We start from the raw sequence: 14507 nt of genomic DNA, 5'->3' as shown, positions 1-14507 counted from the left end.
TTCGAAAGCGAATGGCTTGCGAGGCAAGCCAACTCATGAGCTCGGTTATGGGATACGCAATCCAGGGGCAAGGTCAGTTGAAGACTGATTGTTTTGTCGCGGCTCTTAGCATGTGCTTACCTTACGTACCTCGTAATCAAAAATTTCTTTTAATTTGCAATGAGTGACACAACGCATGCCAGTTTTTCGCTTACACACACCCACCCCACAAATCAACCCAACAACCGTCCCCGCGCCTCCTCATATTCCCGCTTAAGCTGCGCCACAAAATCAGCCGTGCGCTGCACCTTGCCAACCGAACCAATCCCCTGCCCGCAGCCCCAGATGTCTTTCCAGGCTTTGCTCTTGTCGCCGCCGAAGTTCATCTTGCTCGGGTCGCTTTCGGGCAGGTTGTCCGGGTCCATGCCGGCGGCGCGGATCGACGGCGCCAGGTAGTTGCCGTGCACGCCGGTGAACAGGTTGCTGTAGACGATATCGTCCGAGTCGCCTTCGACAATCGCCTGCTTGTAGGCATCCGAGGCCCGAGCTTCTTCGGTGGCGATGAAGGCCGAGCCGATGTAGGCAAAGTCGGCGCCCATGGCCTGCGCGGCCAGCACGCCGCCGCCGGTCGAGATCGAGCCCGACAGCGCCAGCGGGCCGTCGAACCACTGGCGGATTTCCTGGATCAGCGCGAACGGGCTCTTGACGCCGGCGTGTCCCCCCGCGCCGCAGGCCACCGCCACCAGGCCGTCGGCGCCTTTTTCAATCGCCTTGTGCGCATGCTTGTTGTTGATGATGTCGTGCAGCACCACGCCGCCCCAGCCGTGCACCGCCTGGTTCAGGTCTTCACGCGCGCCCAGCGAGGTGATGATGATGGGCACCTTGAAGCGCGCGCACATTTCCAGGTCGTACTCCAGCCGGTCGTTGGACTTGTGCACGATCTGGTTGATGGCAAACGGCGCAGCCGGGCTGTCCGGATTCGCCAGGTTGTAGGCCGCCAGCGTCTCGGTGATCTCGGCCAGCCAGTCTTCCAACTGGGCGGCCGGGCGCGCATTGAGCGCCGGCATCGAGCCGACGACGCCGGCCTTGCACTGCTCGATGACGAGCCGGGGGTTGCTGATGATGAACAGCGGCGAGCCGATGATGGGCAGCGGCAGGTGGTTCAGGGCGCCGGGCAGTATGGACATGGTTGTCTCCGTGATGGTTCTTGTATTTTTATGCCAAAAGTGGCTTGTGCGCACGGCCGGCTTGCGCAGCCAGCTATCAATTCAGAAGCAAAACTGAATCGCGCTCAAAACGCTTCGAGCGCCAGTCCGTTCACGCTGTCCGCGCCTTCGACGATGCTGTCGCGCATGCCGGGCGCCTTGGTCAGCAGGTGGTCGGCATAAAAGCGCGCGGTGGTGATCTTGGCCTGCATGAACGCCGTATCGACGCCCTCGGCGAGCTGCTCCTGGGCCACTAGCAGCGAACGCGCCATCTGCCAGCCCGCCACGACGTTGCCCGCGAGCATCAGGTAAGGCACGCTGCCGGCGAACACCGCGTTCGGGTCGGTCCGGGTGTTGGCAGCGACAAACTCGACCACATCGACCAAGGCTTCACGGGCCGCCTTCAGGCGCTTGGCCACGGCCAGTGCGTCGGCGCTGCCTTGGGCAACCAGCTCGTTTTCAGTCGCCTCGATCTGCGCGGCAATGCCCTTGGCGATCTGGCCGCCGTCGCGGGCGGTCTTGCGACCGACCAGGTCGTTGGCCTGGATGGCGGTGGTGCCTTCGTAGATCGTCAGGATGCGGGCATCACGGAAATACTGCGCCGCGCCGGTTTCCTCGATGAAACCCATGCCGCCATGCACCTGCACGCCTAGCGAAGTGACTTCCTGGCTCATCTCGGTGCTGTAGCCCTTGACCAGCGGCACCATGAAGTCGTAGAAAATCAGGCTTTGCTGGCGCACGTCGGCATCCGGATGGTGATGCGACGCGTCATAGGCGGCAGCGGCGACGGTGGCCATGGCGCGGCAGCCTTCGGTGTAGGCGCGCATCGTCATCAGCATGCGCTTGACGTCGGGGTGGTGAATGATGGGCGCGCTGGCCTTGATCGAGCCATCGACCGGGCGGCTTTGCACGCGGTCCTTGGCAAAGCTGACGGCCTTCTGGTAGGCCCGCTCGGCAATCGAAATGCCCTGCACGCCGACGGCGTAGCGCGCCGCGTTCATCATGATGAACATGTATTCGAGGCCGCGATTTTCTTCGCCGACGATGTAGCCGACCGCGCCGCCATGGTCGCCGTACTGCAGCACCGCCGTAGGCGAAGCCTTGATGCCCAGCTTGTGCTCGATGCTGACGCAATGCACATCGTTGCGCGCGCCCGGCGTGCCGTCGGCGTTCACCATGAATTTGGGAACGACAAACAGGCTGATGCCCTTGACGCCTTCGGGCGCGCCGCTGGCGCGGGCCAACACCAGGTGGACGATGTTTTCGGCCATGTCGTGCTCACCGTAGGTGATGTAGATCTTGGTGCCGAACACCTTGTAGCTGCCATCTTCCTGTGGTTCGGCGCGCGAGCGCACGGCGGCCAGGTCGGAGCCGGCTTGCGGCTCGGTCAGGTTCATGGTGCCGGTCCACTGGCCGCTGACCAGCTTTTCCAGATAAACCGCCTTGAGGTCATCGGAGCCGGCCGTCAACAGCGCCTCGATGGCGCCGTCGGTCAGCATCGGGCACAGCGCAAAGCTCATGTTGGCCGAGTTGAGCATTTCGCCGCAGACGGCGCCAATGGTCTTGGGCAGGCCTTGGCCGCCAAAATCCGCCGGATGCTGCAGGCCCTGCCAGCCGCCTTCGGCGTATTGACTGAAGGCTTCCTTGAAACCGGGAGTGGTGGTGACCACGCCGGCCTTGAAGCTCGAAGGGTTCTGGTCGCCGTCCCAGTTCAGCGGCGACAGCACGCCCTCGGTGAACTTGGCGCATTCCTGCAGCACCGCCTCGGCGGTGTCATAACCAGCGTCTTCAAAGCCCGGAATTTGCGCAATCTGGTCGATGTGGGCCAGGTGCTTGATGCCGAACAACATGTCTTTAAGGGGCGCTTTGTAGCTCATCTCTCATCTCCAATAAATTAACAGTTGCCCGGCAGTCCAGGCAATCCAGATAAAAAAAGGGCGTCTGTTCAGACGCCCTTTCGCTTTTCGCGGCTTTAGAGCGCGGCGACCAGTTCAGGCACAGCCGTGAACAGATCGGCTTCCAGCCCGTAGTCGGCCACGCCGAAGATCGGCGCTTCGGCATCCTTGTTGATGGCGACGATGACTTTGCTGTCCTTCATGCCCGCCAGGTGCTGGATGGCGCCCGAGATGCCCACGGCTACATACAGCTGTGGCGCGACGATCTTGCCGGTCTGGCCGACCTGCCAGTCGTTCGGCGCGTAACCGGCATCGACCGCCGCGCGGCTGGCGCCCAGCGCGGCGCCGAGCTTGTCGGCCAGCGGCTCCATGACCTCATGGAACTTCTCGTTCGAACCCAGCGCCCGGCCGCCCGAGACGATGACCTTGGCCGCCGTCAGCTCGGGCCGGTCGCTCTTGGCGATTTCCGAACCCACGAACGAGGACTTGCCGCTGTCAGCCACGCCGCTGGCGACTTCGATGTTGGCTGCACCTCCGGTGGCCGCAGCGGCGTCAAAACCGGTGGTGCGCACGGTGATGACCTTGACCGCGTCCAGGCTCTGCACGATGGCAATGGCGTTGCCGGCGTAGATCGGGCGCTCAAAAGTATCAGCCGCATCAACCTTGGTGATGTCGGAAATCTGAGCCACGTCGAGCAGTGCAGCCACGCGCGGGGCGATGTTCTTGCCCGAAGCGGTGGCCGGGAACAGCAGGTGGCTGTAGCTGCTGGCAATGGCGACGACCTGCGCGGCCATGTTCTCGGCCAGGCCGTGGGCGAAGTGCTCACCCTCGACGTGGATGACCTTGGCGACGCCGGCGATTTTCGAGGCCGCTTCGGCTGCTGCCTGGGCATGGTGGCCGGCCACCAGCACATGCACTTCGCCGCCGCACTGGCTGGCGGCGGTCACGGTGTTCAGGGTCGCCGGGCGGATGCTGGCGTGGTCGTGTTCTGCAATGACTAAGGAGGTCATGGTTGTGGTACTCCGTGGGATTTAGATGACTTTGGCTTCGTTCTTGAGCTTGTCGACCAGCGCGGCGACGTCAGCCACCTTGATGCCGGCGCTGCGCTTGGGTGGCTCGCTGACCTTGAGCGTCTTGATGCGCGGGGCCACATCGACGCCCAGATCGGCGGGCTTGACGTTTTCAAGCGTCTTTTTCTTGGCCTTCATGATGTTGGGCAGCGTGACGTAGCGCGGTTCGTTCAGGCGCAGGTCGGTCGTGATGATGGCCGGCAGCGTGAGCGACAGCGTTTCCAGGCCGCCATCGACCTCGCGCGTGACCTTGGCCACGCCGTCAGCCACGTCGACTTTCGAGGCGAACGTCGCCTGGCCCCAGCCCAGCAGCGCAGCGAGCATCTGGCCGGTCTGGTTGCAGTCGTCATCAATCGCCTGCTTGCCCAGGATGACGAGTTGCGGCTGCTCTTTATCGACCAAGGCTTTCAGCAGCTTGGCCACGGCCAGCGGCTGCAGTTCCTCAGCGGTTTCGACCAGGATGGCGCGGTCAGCGCCGATGGCCATGGCCGTGCGCAGCGTTTCCTGGCACTGCAGAACGCCGCAGCTGACAGCGATCACCTCGGTCGCAGCACCCTTTTCCTTGAGCCGCACGGCTTCCTCGATGGCGATCTCGTCAAACGGGTTCATGCTCATCTTGACGTTGGCGATGTCGACGCCGCTGCCGTCGCTTTTGACACGAACCTTGACGTTGTAATCGACGACGCGCTTGACGGGGACCAGGATTTTCATGACGGGGCTCCAAAAATTATTGATTGACGTTGACGTAAACGTAAGCTTTGCATTCTATGCCGGGGCATCCGGGGTACCGAACGGCTGTCCTGCGAAATGAAAGCATATCTTGCCGCAGAAACAAAAAAGAACGACCGTTCTATTTAATTATAAAGGGCATCCTGCCCCAAATTAAAGCACTTCCTCCCGCAGCGGTCATTCGGGCACCGGCAGGGTGTTCCCGGTGTCCGCTGCTGGTATTGATGCCTCATGGCCTGCTTCTGCCCGGGTGTGAATCACCCGTTGCGGATAAGGAATCTCGATATGGTGCGCGCGCAATGATTTCAAGATGGCCAGGTTGACCTTCGAGCGCACATTCTGCTGGCCGTTTTCAGGATCGCAAATCCAGTAGTTCAGCGTGAATTCCAGCCCATCGGCGCCGAAATTGGTCAGGTTGACACCTGGCGCCGGCTCCGGCAGCACGCGCTCCTGCGCCAGCGCCGCCTCGGTCAGCAGGCGCATCACCAGTTCCTCGTCGCTGTCATAACCGACCGACACCACGGTGGACTGCAGCACCTGCGTGTCGCTGAGCGACAGGTTCTCGATCCGGTTGATGATGAACATCTCGTTGGGCACGATGGATTCGCGGCCGGACGGCGCGCGCACCACGGTGTAGCGGGCATTGATGTCGGTGATGCGGCCTTCAAAGTTGTCGACGCGTATGTTGTCGCCGATGCGCACGCTGCGCTCGGCCAGCATGACAAAGCCGCTGACATAGTTGGAAGCGAGCTTTTGCAGGCCAAAACCCACGCCCACGCCAATCGCGCCGCCCAGCACCGACAGCGCCGTCAGGTCGATGCCCACGGACGACAGTGCCATCAGCAGGCCGACGAACATCAGCGCCGCGCGCGTAGCATTGCTCACCGCCTTGCGCAGCGACAGTTCGCCGCCGGTGGCCGAGCGCAGCAGCCGGCTTTCAATCGCCGACGAGATCCACAGCGTGATCAGCAGCACGACGCCGGCCGTCAGCGCGCCCTGCAGCAAGGCGCGCACCGACAGCATGGAGCCGCCCACCTTCCACTTGATATCGTCCAGCTCATCGAGGATGACGGGCAAGAGCCCGCTGACCCACAGCACCATCAGCGCCCAGGCCAGCCACGAAAAGGTGCGCTCCAGCGCGCGCACCACCGGCGCGTCCTTGAAGGCGGCGTGCAGCACCTTGACGCTCAGGCGTATGGCCGCCAGCGCCAGCAGCACCGGAATGGCCAGCCGGAACAGCGCCAGCGGAAACAGCCGGGCCAGCAGCGTCTGCGCGACATACGCCAGGCTCAGCAGCAGCAGCGGAAACAGCGCGCCATCGACAATGCGCCGGCCAAACAGGATGGACGAGTCGTTCTGCACTTGCTGCGCGCGGCTCAGCACCTTCACCGCCAGCCAGGCGAGCAGCACGCAGGCCATCAGCGATGCCAGCTCAATCAATGCGTTGGGCCGGGTCATGGCCCGCAGCCAGGCATCCAGGCTTTCCATGGATGCAGGCGCGGCAGCCGAGGCAGGCGTGACAGTGGAAGCAGGAACCTCAGCCGGGCTCACGGCGCCGGCCACTGCGGTGTTCGTTTCTCGATGAAGGCCTGCACGCCCTCCTGCGCGACGGGATGCATCATGTTGCAGGCCATGGCCTGCCCGGCCAGCTGGTAGGCCGCTTCGATGCCGGTTTCACGCTGCTGGTAAAACAGCGCCTTGCCCATGGCGACCGCTTCGCGCGGCTTGGCCAGGATCGCCTGCACCATTTTTTCGACCTCGTCGTCGAGCGCCTCCAGTGACACGACGCGGTTGACCAGCCCCCGCGCGCGCGCCTCGTCGGCGCTGATGAAATCGCCGGTCAGCAGCATTTCCATGGCCTGCTTTGCCGGCATGTTGCGCACCAGCGGCACGCTGGGCGTGGCGCAGAACAGGCCGACATCGATGCCGTTGACGCCAAAGCTGGCGCCGCTGGCGGCCACGGCCAAATCACTTTGCGCCACCAGCTGGCAACCGGCGGCCGTGGCCAGGCCCTGCACCCGGGCAATCACCGGCACCGGCAACTTCTGGATGCTGAGCATCATGCGGCTGCACTGGGCAAACAGCTTCTGGTAATAGGACAGTTCAGGCCGGGCGCGCATTTCCTTCAGGTTGTGGCCGGCGCAAAAGGCCTTGCCCTGGGCCGACAGCACCACGATGCGCGCCGATTCGTCGAGCGCAATGGCGTCGAGCGCCGACTGCAGCGCGGCCAGCATGTCCTCGCCCAGCACATTGAAGGATGCCGGCCGGTTCAGGACCAGACTGTGAACGCCGCGCTCGTCACGGGTATGCAGCAGTGGCGACGAAACGTCGGTCAGGGAAATAACGCTCATGAACAAATTCCTATAAGTCAGCCAGCACGCGGATATGCGCCTCGACGCTGCGCCCCAGCGCGCCGAGGTGGTAGCCGCCTTCGAGCGAGGACACGATACGGCCCCTGGCATGGCGGTCGGCGACCTGCTTGATGCGCGCGGTGATCCAGGCGAAATCCTGCTCATTGAGGTTCATCTGGCCGAGGTCGTCATCGCGGTGGGCATCAAAACCGGCGCTGATGAAGATCATTTCAGGCCTGAATTGCTCCAGTCGGGGCATCCACATCATGTCGATCAGTTCGCGGATGTCCATGCCTTTGGTATGCGCCGGCACCGGCAGGTTGACCATGTTGGGCGCGTCGGTGTCGGCGCCGCTGAACGGGAACAGCGGATGCTGGAAAAAGCTCACCATCAGGATGCGCTCGTCGCCCCGGACGATGTCGGCGGTGCCGTTGCCGTGGTGCACGTCGAAGTCAACAATCGCCACCCGTTTCAAGCCGTGGCGCTCCAGCGCGTACTTGGCGGCGATGGCGATGTTGCTGAAAAAACAAAAACCCATGGCTTTGCCCCGCTCGGCATGGTGGCCCGGCGGCCGCACCGCGCAAAAGGCGTTGGCCATCTCGCCGGCCATGACGCTGTCGGTGGCCGCAATGGCAGCGCCTGCCGCGCGCAGGGCGGCAGTCCAGGTGTGGACATTGAGCGAAGTGTCGGGGTCGATCTGCACATGGCTTGGCCCGCCGGCCAGCATGTCGTCGGCCAGCTGGTCGCTCAGGCCCCGGATGGCCGCCACCAGCATGCGGTCGTGCGCCAGCTCGATGTCGCCGATGGGCGCAAGGGGCGCATCGCGGCGGTCCAGCGAGTCGGCCAAGCCGCTGGCCAGAAGCTGGCGCTCAATGGCATCGAGCCGCTCGGGGCATTCGGGGTGACCCGGCCCCATTTCATGCTTCCAGCAATCCGTGTGGGTGAAATAGCCGGTTTTGTTCATGATGAGTAAATCATGTTAAAAATTACGTTATGGTTCAAAGCATGCATGTGAAAGAAAAACTTCAGGCGCTCCTGAATCAGCTTAACACGGTGATTGTGGGCAAGACGGCCCATGTCAGCGACTGCGTGGCCTGCCTGCTGGCAGGCGGCCACCTGTTGATTGAGGACGTTCCAGGCGTCGGCAAGACCACGCTGGCGCATGCGCTGTCGCGCTCCTTCGGGCTGCAGTTTTCGCGCGTGCAGTTCACCGCCGACCTGATGCCGAGCGACTTGTCGGGCGTGTCGATCTACGAACGCCAGAAGGAAAGCTTTGTGTTTCATCCCGGGCCGATGTTTGCCCAGGTGCTGCTGGCCGACGAGATCAACCGCGCCAGCCCCAAGACCCAGAGCGCGCTGTTAGAGGCCATGGAAGAAAAGCAGGTCACCATCGAAGGCCAGACGCGCCCGCTGCCGCTGCCATTTTTCGTGATTGCCACGCAAAACCCGCACGACCAGCTCGGCACCTACGCCCTGCCCGAATCGCAGCTCGACCGCTTCCACATGCGGATTTCACTCGGCTACCCGGACCGCGCCGCCGAACGCGAACTGCTCAGGGGCGCCGACCGGCGTGAGATGTTAGATGCCCTGCCGGCCATGCTGGCGCCGCACGAGTTGCTCGAATTGCAGCAGCTGGTCCAGCGGGTGCATGCCGCCGAGCCGCTGCTCAACTACCTGCAGGACCTGATCGCCGCGACCCGTTCGGGCCGCTGGTTTGTGCAGGGGCTGAGCCCGCGCGCCGGCATCGCCATCATGCGGGCGGCCAAGGCGCAGGCCTTTTTGAGCGGCCGGGATTACGTCGCGCCCGACGACATCGCCGCTATCTTGCCGCAGACCGCCGCGCACCGGCTGGTGCCGGTGAGCAGCGCCGGCCGGGGCGCCCTTGGGCAGGTGCGCGCCATGCTGGACGCCGTGCCGCTGCCTTGACGCGCGGACCTGCTCTTTTCATGGCCGCGTTCGCCTTCCTTTCCAAGCCGGTGCCGTTTGTCAGGACATGCTTTCGGCACTGGTTCGAAGCCCGCCTGCCGCTGTCCGACAGCGTGACGCTGACCCAGCGGACCGTCTACATCCTGCCGACGCGCCCCGGCCTGATGCTTTTTTTGACCCTGCTGGTGCTGCTGGTCGCCTCGATCAACTACCAGCTCAACTTGGGCTACCTGCTGACCTTCCTGCTGGCCGGCACGGCGCTGGTCGGCATGCATGTGTGCCACGGCACGCTGCGCGGTCTTTCCATGAATTTGATAGCGCCTCACGCCCACTACGCGGGCGCCAGCACCGCTTTTGACATCAAACTCACGAATGCGCGGCGCTCCGTGCGCCACGGCATCGGCCTGAGCCTGCTGGACCCGCAGGCGGTCGATGGGCGGCCAAGCACCAAGCGGCACTGGGCCTGGACCGACGTGCCGGCGCAAGGCAGCAGCCTGGTGCAGGTGGCCTTCACGCCGCAGCGGCGCGGCCTGCACCGCCTGCCGACGCTGACGGCCGAAACGCGGTTTCCGCTGGGCACCTTTCGCGTCTGGACAGTCTGGCGGCCCGCCGCGCAGGTCATGGTCTATCCCGCGCCCGAGGCCAGCCCGCCGCCGCTGCCGCCCGGCGAACCGCGCGCCCAGGGCGCGGGCGATGCGGCACGCGCGCAGAGCAGCGGCGAATTCGACGGCGTGCGCGGCTACCGGCGCGGCGATCCGCTGAAGCACGTGCTCTGGAAAAAAGCCGCCAAGGCCGGTGAACAAGGCGGTGAAAGCGCCGGGCTGGTGGTGCGCGACACCCAGCAGGCGCAGCGCCATGAACTCTGGCTCGACATCCGGCAAGCCGGTCCGCCCGACCTGGAGCGCCAGCTGTCGAGGCTGTGCGCCTGGGTGCTGCAGGCCGACCGGCTTGGCCTGCGCTACGGCCTGCGCTTGAGCGCTGGCGACATCACTCCGGCCAGCGGCGAAGCCCACAAGCGCCATTGCCTGGAGGCGCTGGCCACATGCTGACGCCCGGTATGGCGACGCTGCGAAGCTTGCCGCGCGATGGCCGCGACACGCTGTTCCTGCTCGCGGTGATTGCCTGGGTGCTGCTGCCGCAGGCAGGCCGGCTGCCGCTGTGGTGCAGCCTGGGCGCCGGCGCGGTGCTGCTGTGGCGCGGCTGGCTGGCGTTCGATGCGCGCGCCCTGCCGCGCAAGCGCTGGCTGGTGCTGCTGCTGGCGCTGACGCTGGGCGCGACTTATTTCAGCCACGGCACGCTGCTTGGCCGCGACGCCGGCGTGACGCTGCTGGTGGTGCTGATCACGCTCAAGACGCTGGAACTGCGCGCCCGGCGCGACGCCTTCGTGGTCTTTTTCCTCGGCTTTTTCTGCATGCTGAGCAACTTTTTTTATTCGCAGTCGCTGCTGACCGCCGTCAGCATGGTGCTCGGGCTGCTGGGCTTGCTGACGGCGCTGGTCAATGCCCACATGCCGGTCGGCAAACCGCCGCTGGCGCAGGCCGCCAAAACCGCCGGCGCCATGGCCCTGTTTGGGGCGCCCATCATGGTGGCGCTGTTCGTGCTGTTTCCGCGCATGGCGCCGCTGTGGGGCGTGCCCGGCGATGCCATGACCGGGCGCAGTGGCCTGAGCGCTAGCATGGAAGTCGGCACCATTGCCACGCTGGCGCTGGACGACAGCATCGCCATGCGCATCAAATTCGAGGGCGAAACGCCGCCGCAGCGCGAGCTGTACCTCCGGGGGCCGGTGCTGTCCAGCTTTGACGGCCGGCAATGGCTGCCCTTGCGCGCCAGCCTCCCAGCGCGTTACGCCCTGCCCGCAGAACTGCAGGTTTCCGGCCAGCCGGTGCCGTACGAAGTCACCCTGCAGCCGACCAACCGGCCCTGGCTGTTCGTGCTCGAAGCGGCGGCGCAAAGCCCGGAGCTGCCGGGCTACCGCAGTGTGATGCAGGACGACCTGCAGTGGACAACCAACCGGCCCGTGACCGACCCGGTTCGCTACAAGGCCGTCAGCTACCCGAACTTCAGCCATGGGCCGGCGCAGCAGGTGCTTGGCCTGCAGGAGTTCGTCGATCTGCCGCCGGGTTTCAACCCGCGCACGCTGGCGCTGGCCGCCGACATCCGGCGCGACCCGCGCTATGCCCAGGCCGGTGCTAGCGCACTGGTGCAGGTGGCGCTGGACCGATTGCGCCTAGGGGGCTACAGCTACACGCTGGAGCCCGGCGTCTATGGCCGGGACACCGCCGACGAGTTCTGGTTTGACCGCAAGGAGGGGTTTTGCGAGCACATTGCGTCGAGCTTCGTCATCCTGATGCGCGCGCTCGACATACCGGCGCGCATCGTCACCGGCTACCAGGGCGGCGAGATGAACAGCGTGGACGGCTTTTGGGTGGTGCGGCAAAGCGACGCCCATGCCTGGGCCGAAGTCTGGCAGGCCGGGCGCGGCTGGGTGCGCGTCGATCCGACCTCGGCCGTGTCGCCCGGACGCACCGGCGCCTTCCAGCGGCTGGCGGCGCCCCGGGGCGCGGTCGCGCAGGCTTTCGGCAATTTCAGCCCGAACCTGGCGGCGCAGCTCCGCGCCACCTGGGAAGCTGTCAACAACGGCTGGTCGCAGTGGGTGCTCAACTACACCCAGGGCCGGCAGCTGAACCTGCTCAAGGACATCGGCTTCGAATCCCCCGGCTGGGAAGACCTGGCCAGGCTGCTGATCGGCACCATCGTGCTGGCGAGCGTGGCGGGCGGCGGCTGGACGCTGTGGGAGCGCAGCCAGCACGACCCATGGCTGCGGCTGTTGGGCCGGGCGCGCAAGCGGCTGGCCCGGGCCGGCATCGACAGTACGCCTGCCACGTCGCCGCGCCAGCTGGCCAGTCAGGTGCTGCAGCAATACGGCCCCAAGGGACAGCCGCTGCATGACTGGCTGATGCAGCTGGAAATGCAGCGCTATGCCGTCCCATCGGCCACGCCCAGGAGCCAGGCCCGGCAACTCGGTCTCATGAATCAGCAACTGCGGCGCCTGAGCTGGCCTGCTTAAAATCAAGAGGCCTGATTGCCAGGCTCACTCACACTTCTCTGCATGACACTCCAACCACCGTTTTTCCGCTTCAAGCCGGTACTTGTTTTAACAGCCTGCCTGATCCTTGCTGCTTGCGCCGGCGACAAGAAACCGCTTCCCCAAAAGGTGGAAACCGAAACCGCCCAGCCCCAGCCCCAGCCCCCGACACCCATCGAAAAACCCCAGACGCCAGCGCAGCCTCAGCCGCAAGCCCAGGCGCAGTCACCGAGCGGTTCCTACGCCACCCGCCCAGACGTCATGGCGTTTGCCGACGAACTGGCCAGCCGCCGCCAGCTCGATCCGCAGTGGGTGCGGCGCGCCATGGGCGAATCAAGCTTCAACCCCACGGTCTCGCGGCTGATGCAGCCGCCGACCAAAACTTTTGTGAAAAACTGGCGTGTTTACCGCAGCCGCTTCATTGACCCGGTTCGCATTGCCGCGGGCGTGCGTTTCTGGAAAGCCAATGCGGCGACGCTGGCACGCGCCGAGAAGGAATATGGCGTTCCGGCCGACATCATCGTCGGCATCATTGGCGTGGAAACCATTTACGGCCGCGACACCGGCAGCTTTCGGGTGATGGACGCGCTGATGACGCTGGCCTTTGATTTCCCATCGAATCACCCGCGCGCGCAGGAGCGCAGCACCTATTTCAGGGGCGAGGTCGAGCAGTTCCTGGCCCTGCAGAACCAGCGGCAAGCCAACCCCATGGACGTCAAGGGCAGTTACGCCGGCGCCATGGGCATGCCGCAGTTCATGCCGTCGAGCCAGGCCAAATATGCTGTCGATTTCGACGGCGACGGCAACATCGACCTGTGGAACAGTCCGGCCGACGTCATCGGTTCGGTCGCCAATTACTTCAAGTCCTACGGCTGGCAGAGCGGCATGCCGACGCACTACCCGGTGCGCTTTGACGCCAGCAAAATGGACATGGACGCGCTGATGGCGCCCGACATCTTGCCGACCTTCGGCGTGGCCAGCTTCATGGCCAAGGGCGCGGTGCTGGAAGGCCCGGCACTGGAACACAAAGGCCCGCTGGCGCTGATCGAACTGCTCAACGGCCCGGACGCACCGAGCTACGTCGCCGGGACCGAGAACTTTTACGTCATCACGCGCTACAACTGGAGCAGCTACTACGCCATGGCGGTGATTGAGCTGGGGCGCGAAGTGGCGCAGGCCATGAGCAAGAATTCCCGGCGTTGAAGCGTATTTTTTGCGCATTGGTTTGCGTCAGCAAACAACATTCAGCATCAAAAAAGCGTTCTGCGCAGGCACAGACTGCGAGAGCAGCTATTGATTAGATAGCAAAAATCGGCACTTGGGGCGCTATGCAAGCAAGCGCGGCTGGCGTGGGTCCAGACAACATGCATGGCGCCATTCGATTGACGCGGCGATTGATGCTTGTGCCGCTCCGGCGCCAACCCGTCAGAGCCGGGAACATGAAGCAAAAAGGCCTGAAACCGGGGTTTCAGGCCTTTTGCCATCGACAGGCCGCAGCAGCTGCAGCCCTGGCGCTGAAGCACGGGTCAGTTCCCGGTATGCGCGCCCAGACCGTCGGACGTGTCCTGGGCAAAGCCGTCCCACTGCAACGATGGATCAAACACCGCAGCGGCGTTGTTGTCGCCCGAAGTGAAGTCGGGCTTGCGGCGCAGCGTGCGGTTCAGGGTGCTGATGCCGTTGCCTGACCACTCCGTGCCGGGATCAACGCCGAGCTGGCCAATCCGGTCGATCACCATGCCCGATTTTTCCAGCGTGACCGCATCGTCTCCATTGAAATTGACCACCGTGTCGGCCGGCACACTACCCGCCACCAGGAAAGGCGCGGTGGCTTTGCTGTTCAGCAGCACCAGCACCTGGCCTGGCGCCAGGCTGCCCGACAGCGGGAAAACAAACGAGGTGGTGCTGGCGCCGCCTTCAATGTATTCGCTGAAGAACAGCTCCCGCGTGCCGGGCGGCGTCACAGGCGGCGTGACCGCAACAGCCGTGACGGTGACAGCGCCGGTTTGCGTGGCGGTTTGCCCTGCTGAATTGACCAGCGTCAGCAGCACATTGAACGTTCCTGCGCTGGCGTAGGTGTGCGCCACGTTGCCGGCACCCGACACCGTGGCAGCGGCCGTGCCATCGCCCCAGTCCACCGACACCGAGGTGATGGTGGCGTTTGCGCCAGCACTGGCCTCAGTGGTGGTGACGCTCTAGTGTCGCGTCATGAGGTAGTTGTCGGGTAAAGCCGTTTTAGCTTGATTCGCGCATTCTTGGTCGTGAATTGC

General features: G+C 64.4%; 11 protein-coding genes and 1 pseudogene. 4 read left to right on the top strand and 8 right to left on the bottom strand.

The features are described from left to right. Positions 1-212: 212 nt before the first annotated feature. The 7 genes from ACP7AD_RS17950 to ACP7AD_RS17920 all read right to left on the bottom strand — a co-directional run bounded on the left by ACP7AD_RS17950 (position 213) and on the right by ACP7AD_RS17920 (position 8193). Positions 213-1166 (bottom strand): NAD(P)H-dependent flavin oxidoreductase, encoded by a 954-nt coding sequence (locus ACP7AD_RS17950; protein WP_426149110.1) that lies wholly within the window; start codon positions 1164-1166, stop codon positions 213-215. Positions 1167-1270: 104 nt separating this feature from the next. Then, a complete protein-coding gene (locus ACP7AD_RS17945) occupies positions 1271-3061 on the bottom strand; it encodes an acyl-CoA dehydrogenase (RefSeq protein ID WP_426149109.1) in 1791 nt (596 codons plus the stop codon). 95 nt (positions 3062-3156) lie between these two features. Further along, positions 3157-4089 (bottom strand): electron transfer flavoprotein subunit alpha/FixB family protein, encoded by a 933-nt coding sequence (locus tag ACP7AD_RS17940; protein WP_426149108.1) that lies wholly within the window; start codon positions 4087-4089, stop codon positions 3157-3159. A 21-nt stretch (positions 4090-4110) separates the two neighbouring features. Beyond that, a complete protein-coding gene (locus tag ACP7AD_RS17935; RefSeq protein ID WP_426149107.1) occupies positions 4111-4860 on the bottom strand; it encodes an electron transfer flavoprotein subunit beta/FixA family protein in 750 nt (249 codons plus the stop codon). 195 nt (positions 4861-5055) lie between these two features. Continuing rightward, complete coding sequence (locus tag ACP7AD_RS17930; protein ID WP_426149112.1) at positions 5056-6366, bottom strand: mechanosensitive ion channel family protein; 1311 nt, start codon at positions 6364-6366, stop codon at positions 5056-5058. A 59-nt stretch (positions 6367-6425) separates the two neighbouring features. Beyond that, positions 6426-7229 (bottom strand): enoyl-CoA hydratase, encoded by an 804-nt coding sequence (locus tag ACP7AD_RS17925; RefSeq protein WP_426149106.1) that lies wholly within the window; start codon positions 7227-7229, stop codon positions 6426-6428. A 10-nt stretch (positions 7230-7239) separates the two neighbouring features. After that, positions 7240-8193, bottom strand: a complete 954-nt coding sequence (locus ACP7AD_RS17920) for a histone deacetylase family protein (RefSeq protein WP_426149105.1) — start codon at positions 8191-8193, stop codon at positions 7240-7242. Between the two features lie 41 nt (positions 8194-8234). On the opposite strand from ACP7AD_RS17920, the gene ACP7AD_RS17915 reads away from it, so the two are divergent. The 4 genes from ACP7AD_RS17915 to mltB are packed head-to-tail and all read left to right on the top strand — an operon-like array spanning position 8235 to position 13443. After that, positions 8235-9155 (top strand): AAA family ATPase, encoded by a 921-nt coding sequence (locus tag ACP7AD_RS17915; protein WP_426149111.1) that lies wholly within the window; start codon positions 8235-8237, stop codon positions 9153-9155. A 20-nt stretch (positions 9156-9175) separates the two neighbouring features. Then, positions 9176-10204 carry a DUF58 domain-containing protein gene (locus ACP7AD_RS17910; RefSeq protein WP_426149104.1) on the top strand — a complete coding sequence of 343 codons (1029 nt, stop codon included), beginning with the start codon at positions 9176-9178 and terminating at the stop codon, positions 10202-10204. Continuing rightward, positions 10198-12222, top strand: coding sequence for a transglutaminaseTgpA domain-containing protein (locus tag ACP7AD_RS17905; RefSeq protein WP_426149103.1), 2025 nt, complete (start codon positions 10198-10200; stop codon positions 12220-12222). The genes ACP7AD_RS17910 and ACP7AD_RS17905 overlap by 7 nt, the downstream gene beginning before the upstream one ends. Before the next feature lie 42 nt (positions 12223-12264). Beyond that, positions 12265-13443, top strand: coding sequence for a lytic murein transglycosylase B (gene mltB / locus ACP7AD_RS17900; protein ID WP_426149102.1), 1179 nt, complete (start codon positions 12265-12267; stop codon positions 13441-13443). Between the two features lie 323 nt (positions 13444-13766). Here mltB and ACP7AD_RS17895 read toward each other — a convergent pair. Then, a pseudogene (locus tag ACP7AD_RS17895) lies at positions 13767-14408 on the bottom strand (PKD domain-containing protein); the annotation flags it as partial. Positions 14409-14507 lie beyond the last annotated feature (99 nt).

Origin of the sequence: Polaromonas sp. DSP2-3-2b2 (genome assembly GCF_049895905.1) — a bacterium.
GTDB lineage: Bacteria > Pseudomonadota > Gammaproteobacteria > Burkholderiales > Burkholderiaceae_C > Polaromonas.
This window is presented reverse-complemented; position numbering and strand designations above follow the sequence as displayed.

Bases quoted from the DNA above. Each gene is read 5' to 3' on its own strand.
- ACP7AD_RS17930 (WP_426149112.1), bottom strand. From the start codon at position 6,366: ATGGAAAGCCTGGATGCCTGGCTGCGGGCCATGACCCGGCCCAACGCA.
- ACP7AD_RS17925 (WP_426149106.1), bottom strand. From the start codon at position 7,229: ATGAGCGTTATTTCCCTGACCGACGTTTCGTCGCCACTGCTGCATACC.
- ACP7AD_RS17945 (WP_426149109.1), bottom strand. From the start codon at position 3,061: ATGAGCTACAAAGCGCCCCTTAAAGACATGTTGTTCGGCATCAAGCAC.
- ACP7AD_RS17950 (WP_426149110.1), bottom strand. From the start codon at position 1,166: ATGTCCATACTGCCCGGCGCCCTGAACCACCTGCCGCTGCCCATCATC.
- mltB (WP_426149102.1), top strand. From the start codon at position 12,265: ATGACACTCCAACCACCGTTTTTCCGCTTCAAGCCGGTACTTGTTTTA.
- ACP7AD_RS17920 (WP_426149105.1), bottom strand. From the start codon at position 8,193: ATGAACAAAACCGGCTATTTCACCCACACGGATTGCTGGAAGCATGAA.
- ACP7AD_RS17910 (WP_426149104.1), top strand. From the start codon at position 9,176: ATGGCCGCGTTCGCCTTCCTTTCCAAGCCGGTGCCGTTTGTCAGGACA.
- ACP7AD_RS17940 (WP_426149108.1), bottom strand. From the start codon at position 4,089: ATGACCTCCTTAGTCATTGCAGAACACGACCACGCCAGCATCCGCCCG.
- ACP7AD_RS17935 (WP_426149107.1), bottom strand. From the start codon at position 4,860: ATGAAAATCCTGGTCCCCGTCAAGCGCGTCGTCGATTACAACGTCAAG.
- ACP7AD_RS17905 (WP_426149103.1), top strand. From the start codon at position 10,198: ATGCTGACGCCCGGTATGGCGACGCTGCGAAGCTTGCCGCGCGATGGC.
- ACP7AD_RS17915 (WP_426149111.1), top strand. From the start codon at position 8,235: ATGCATGTGAAAGAAAAACTTCAGGCGCTCCTGAATCAGCTTAACACG.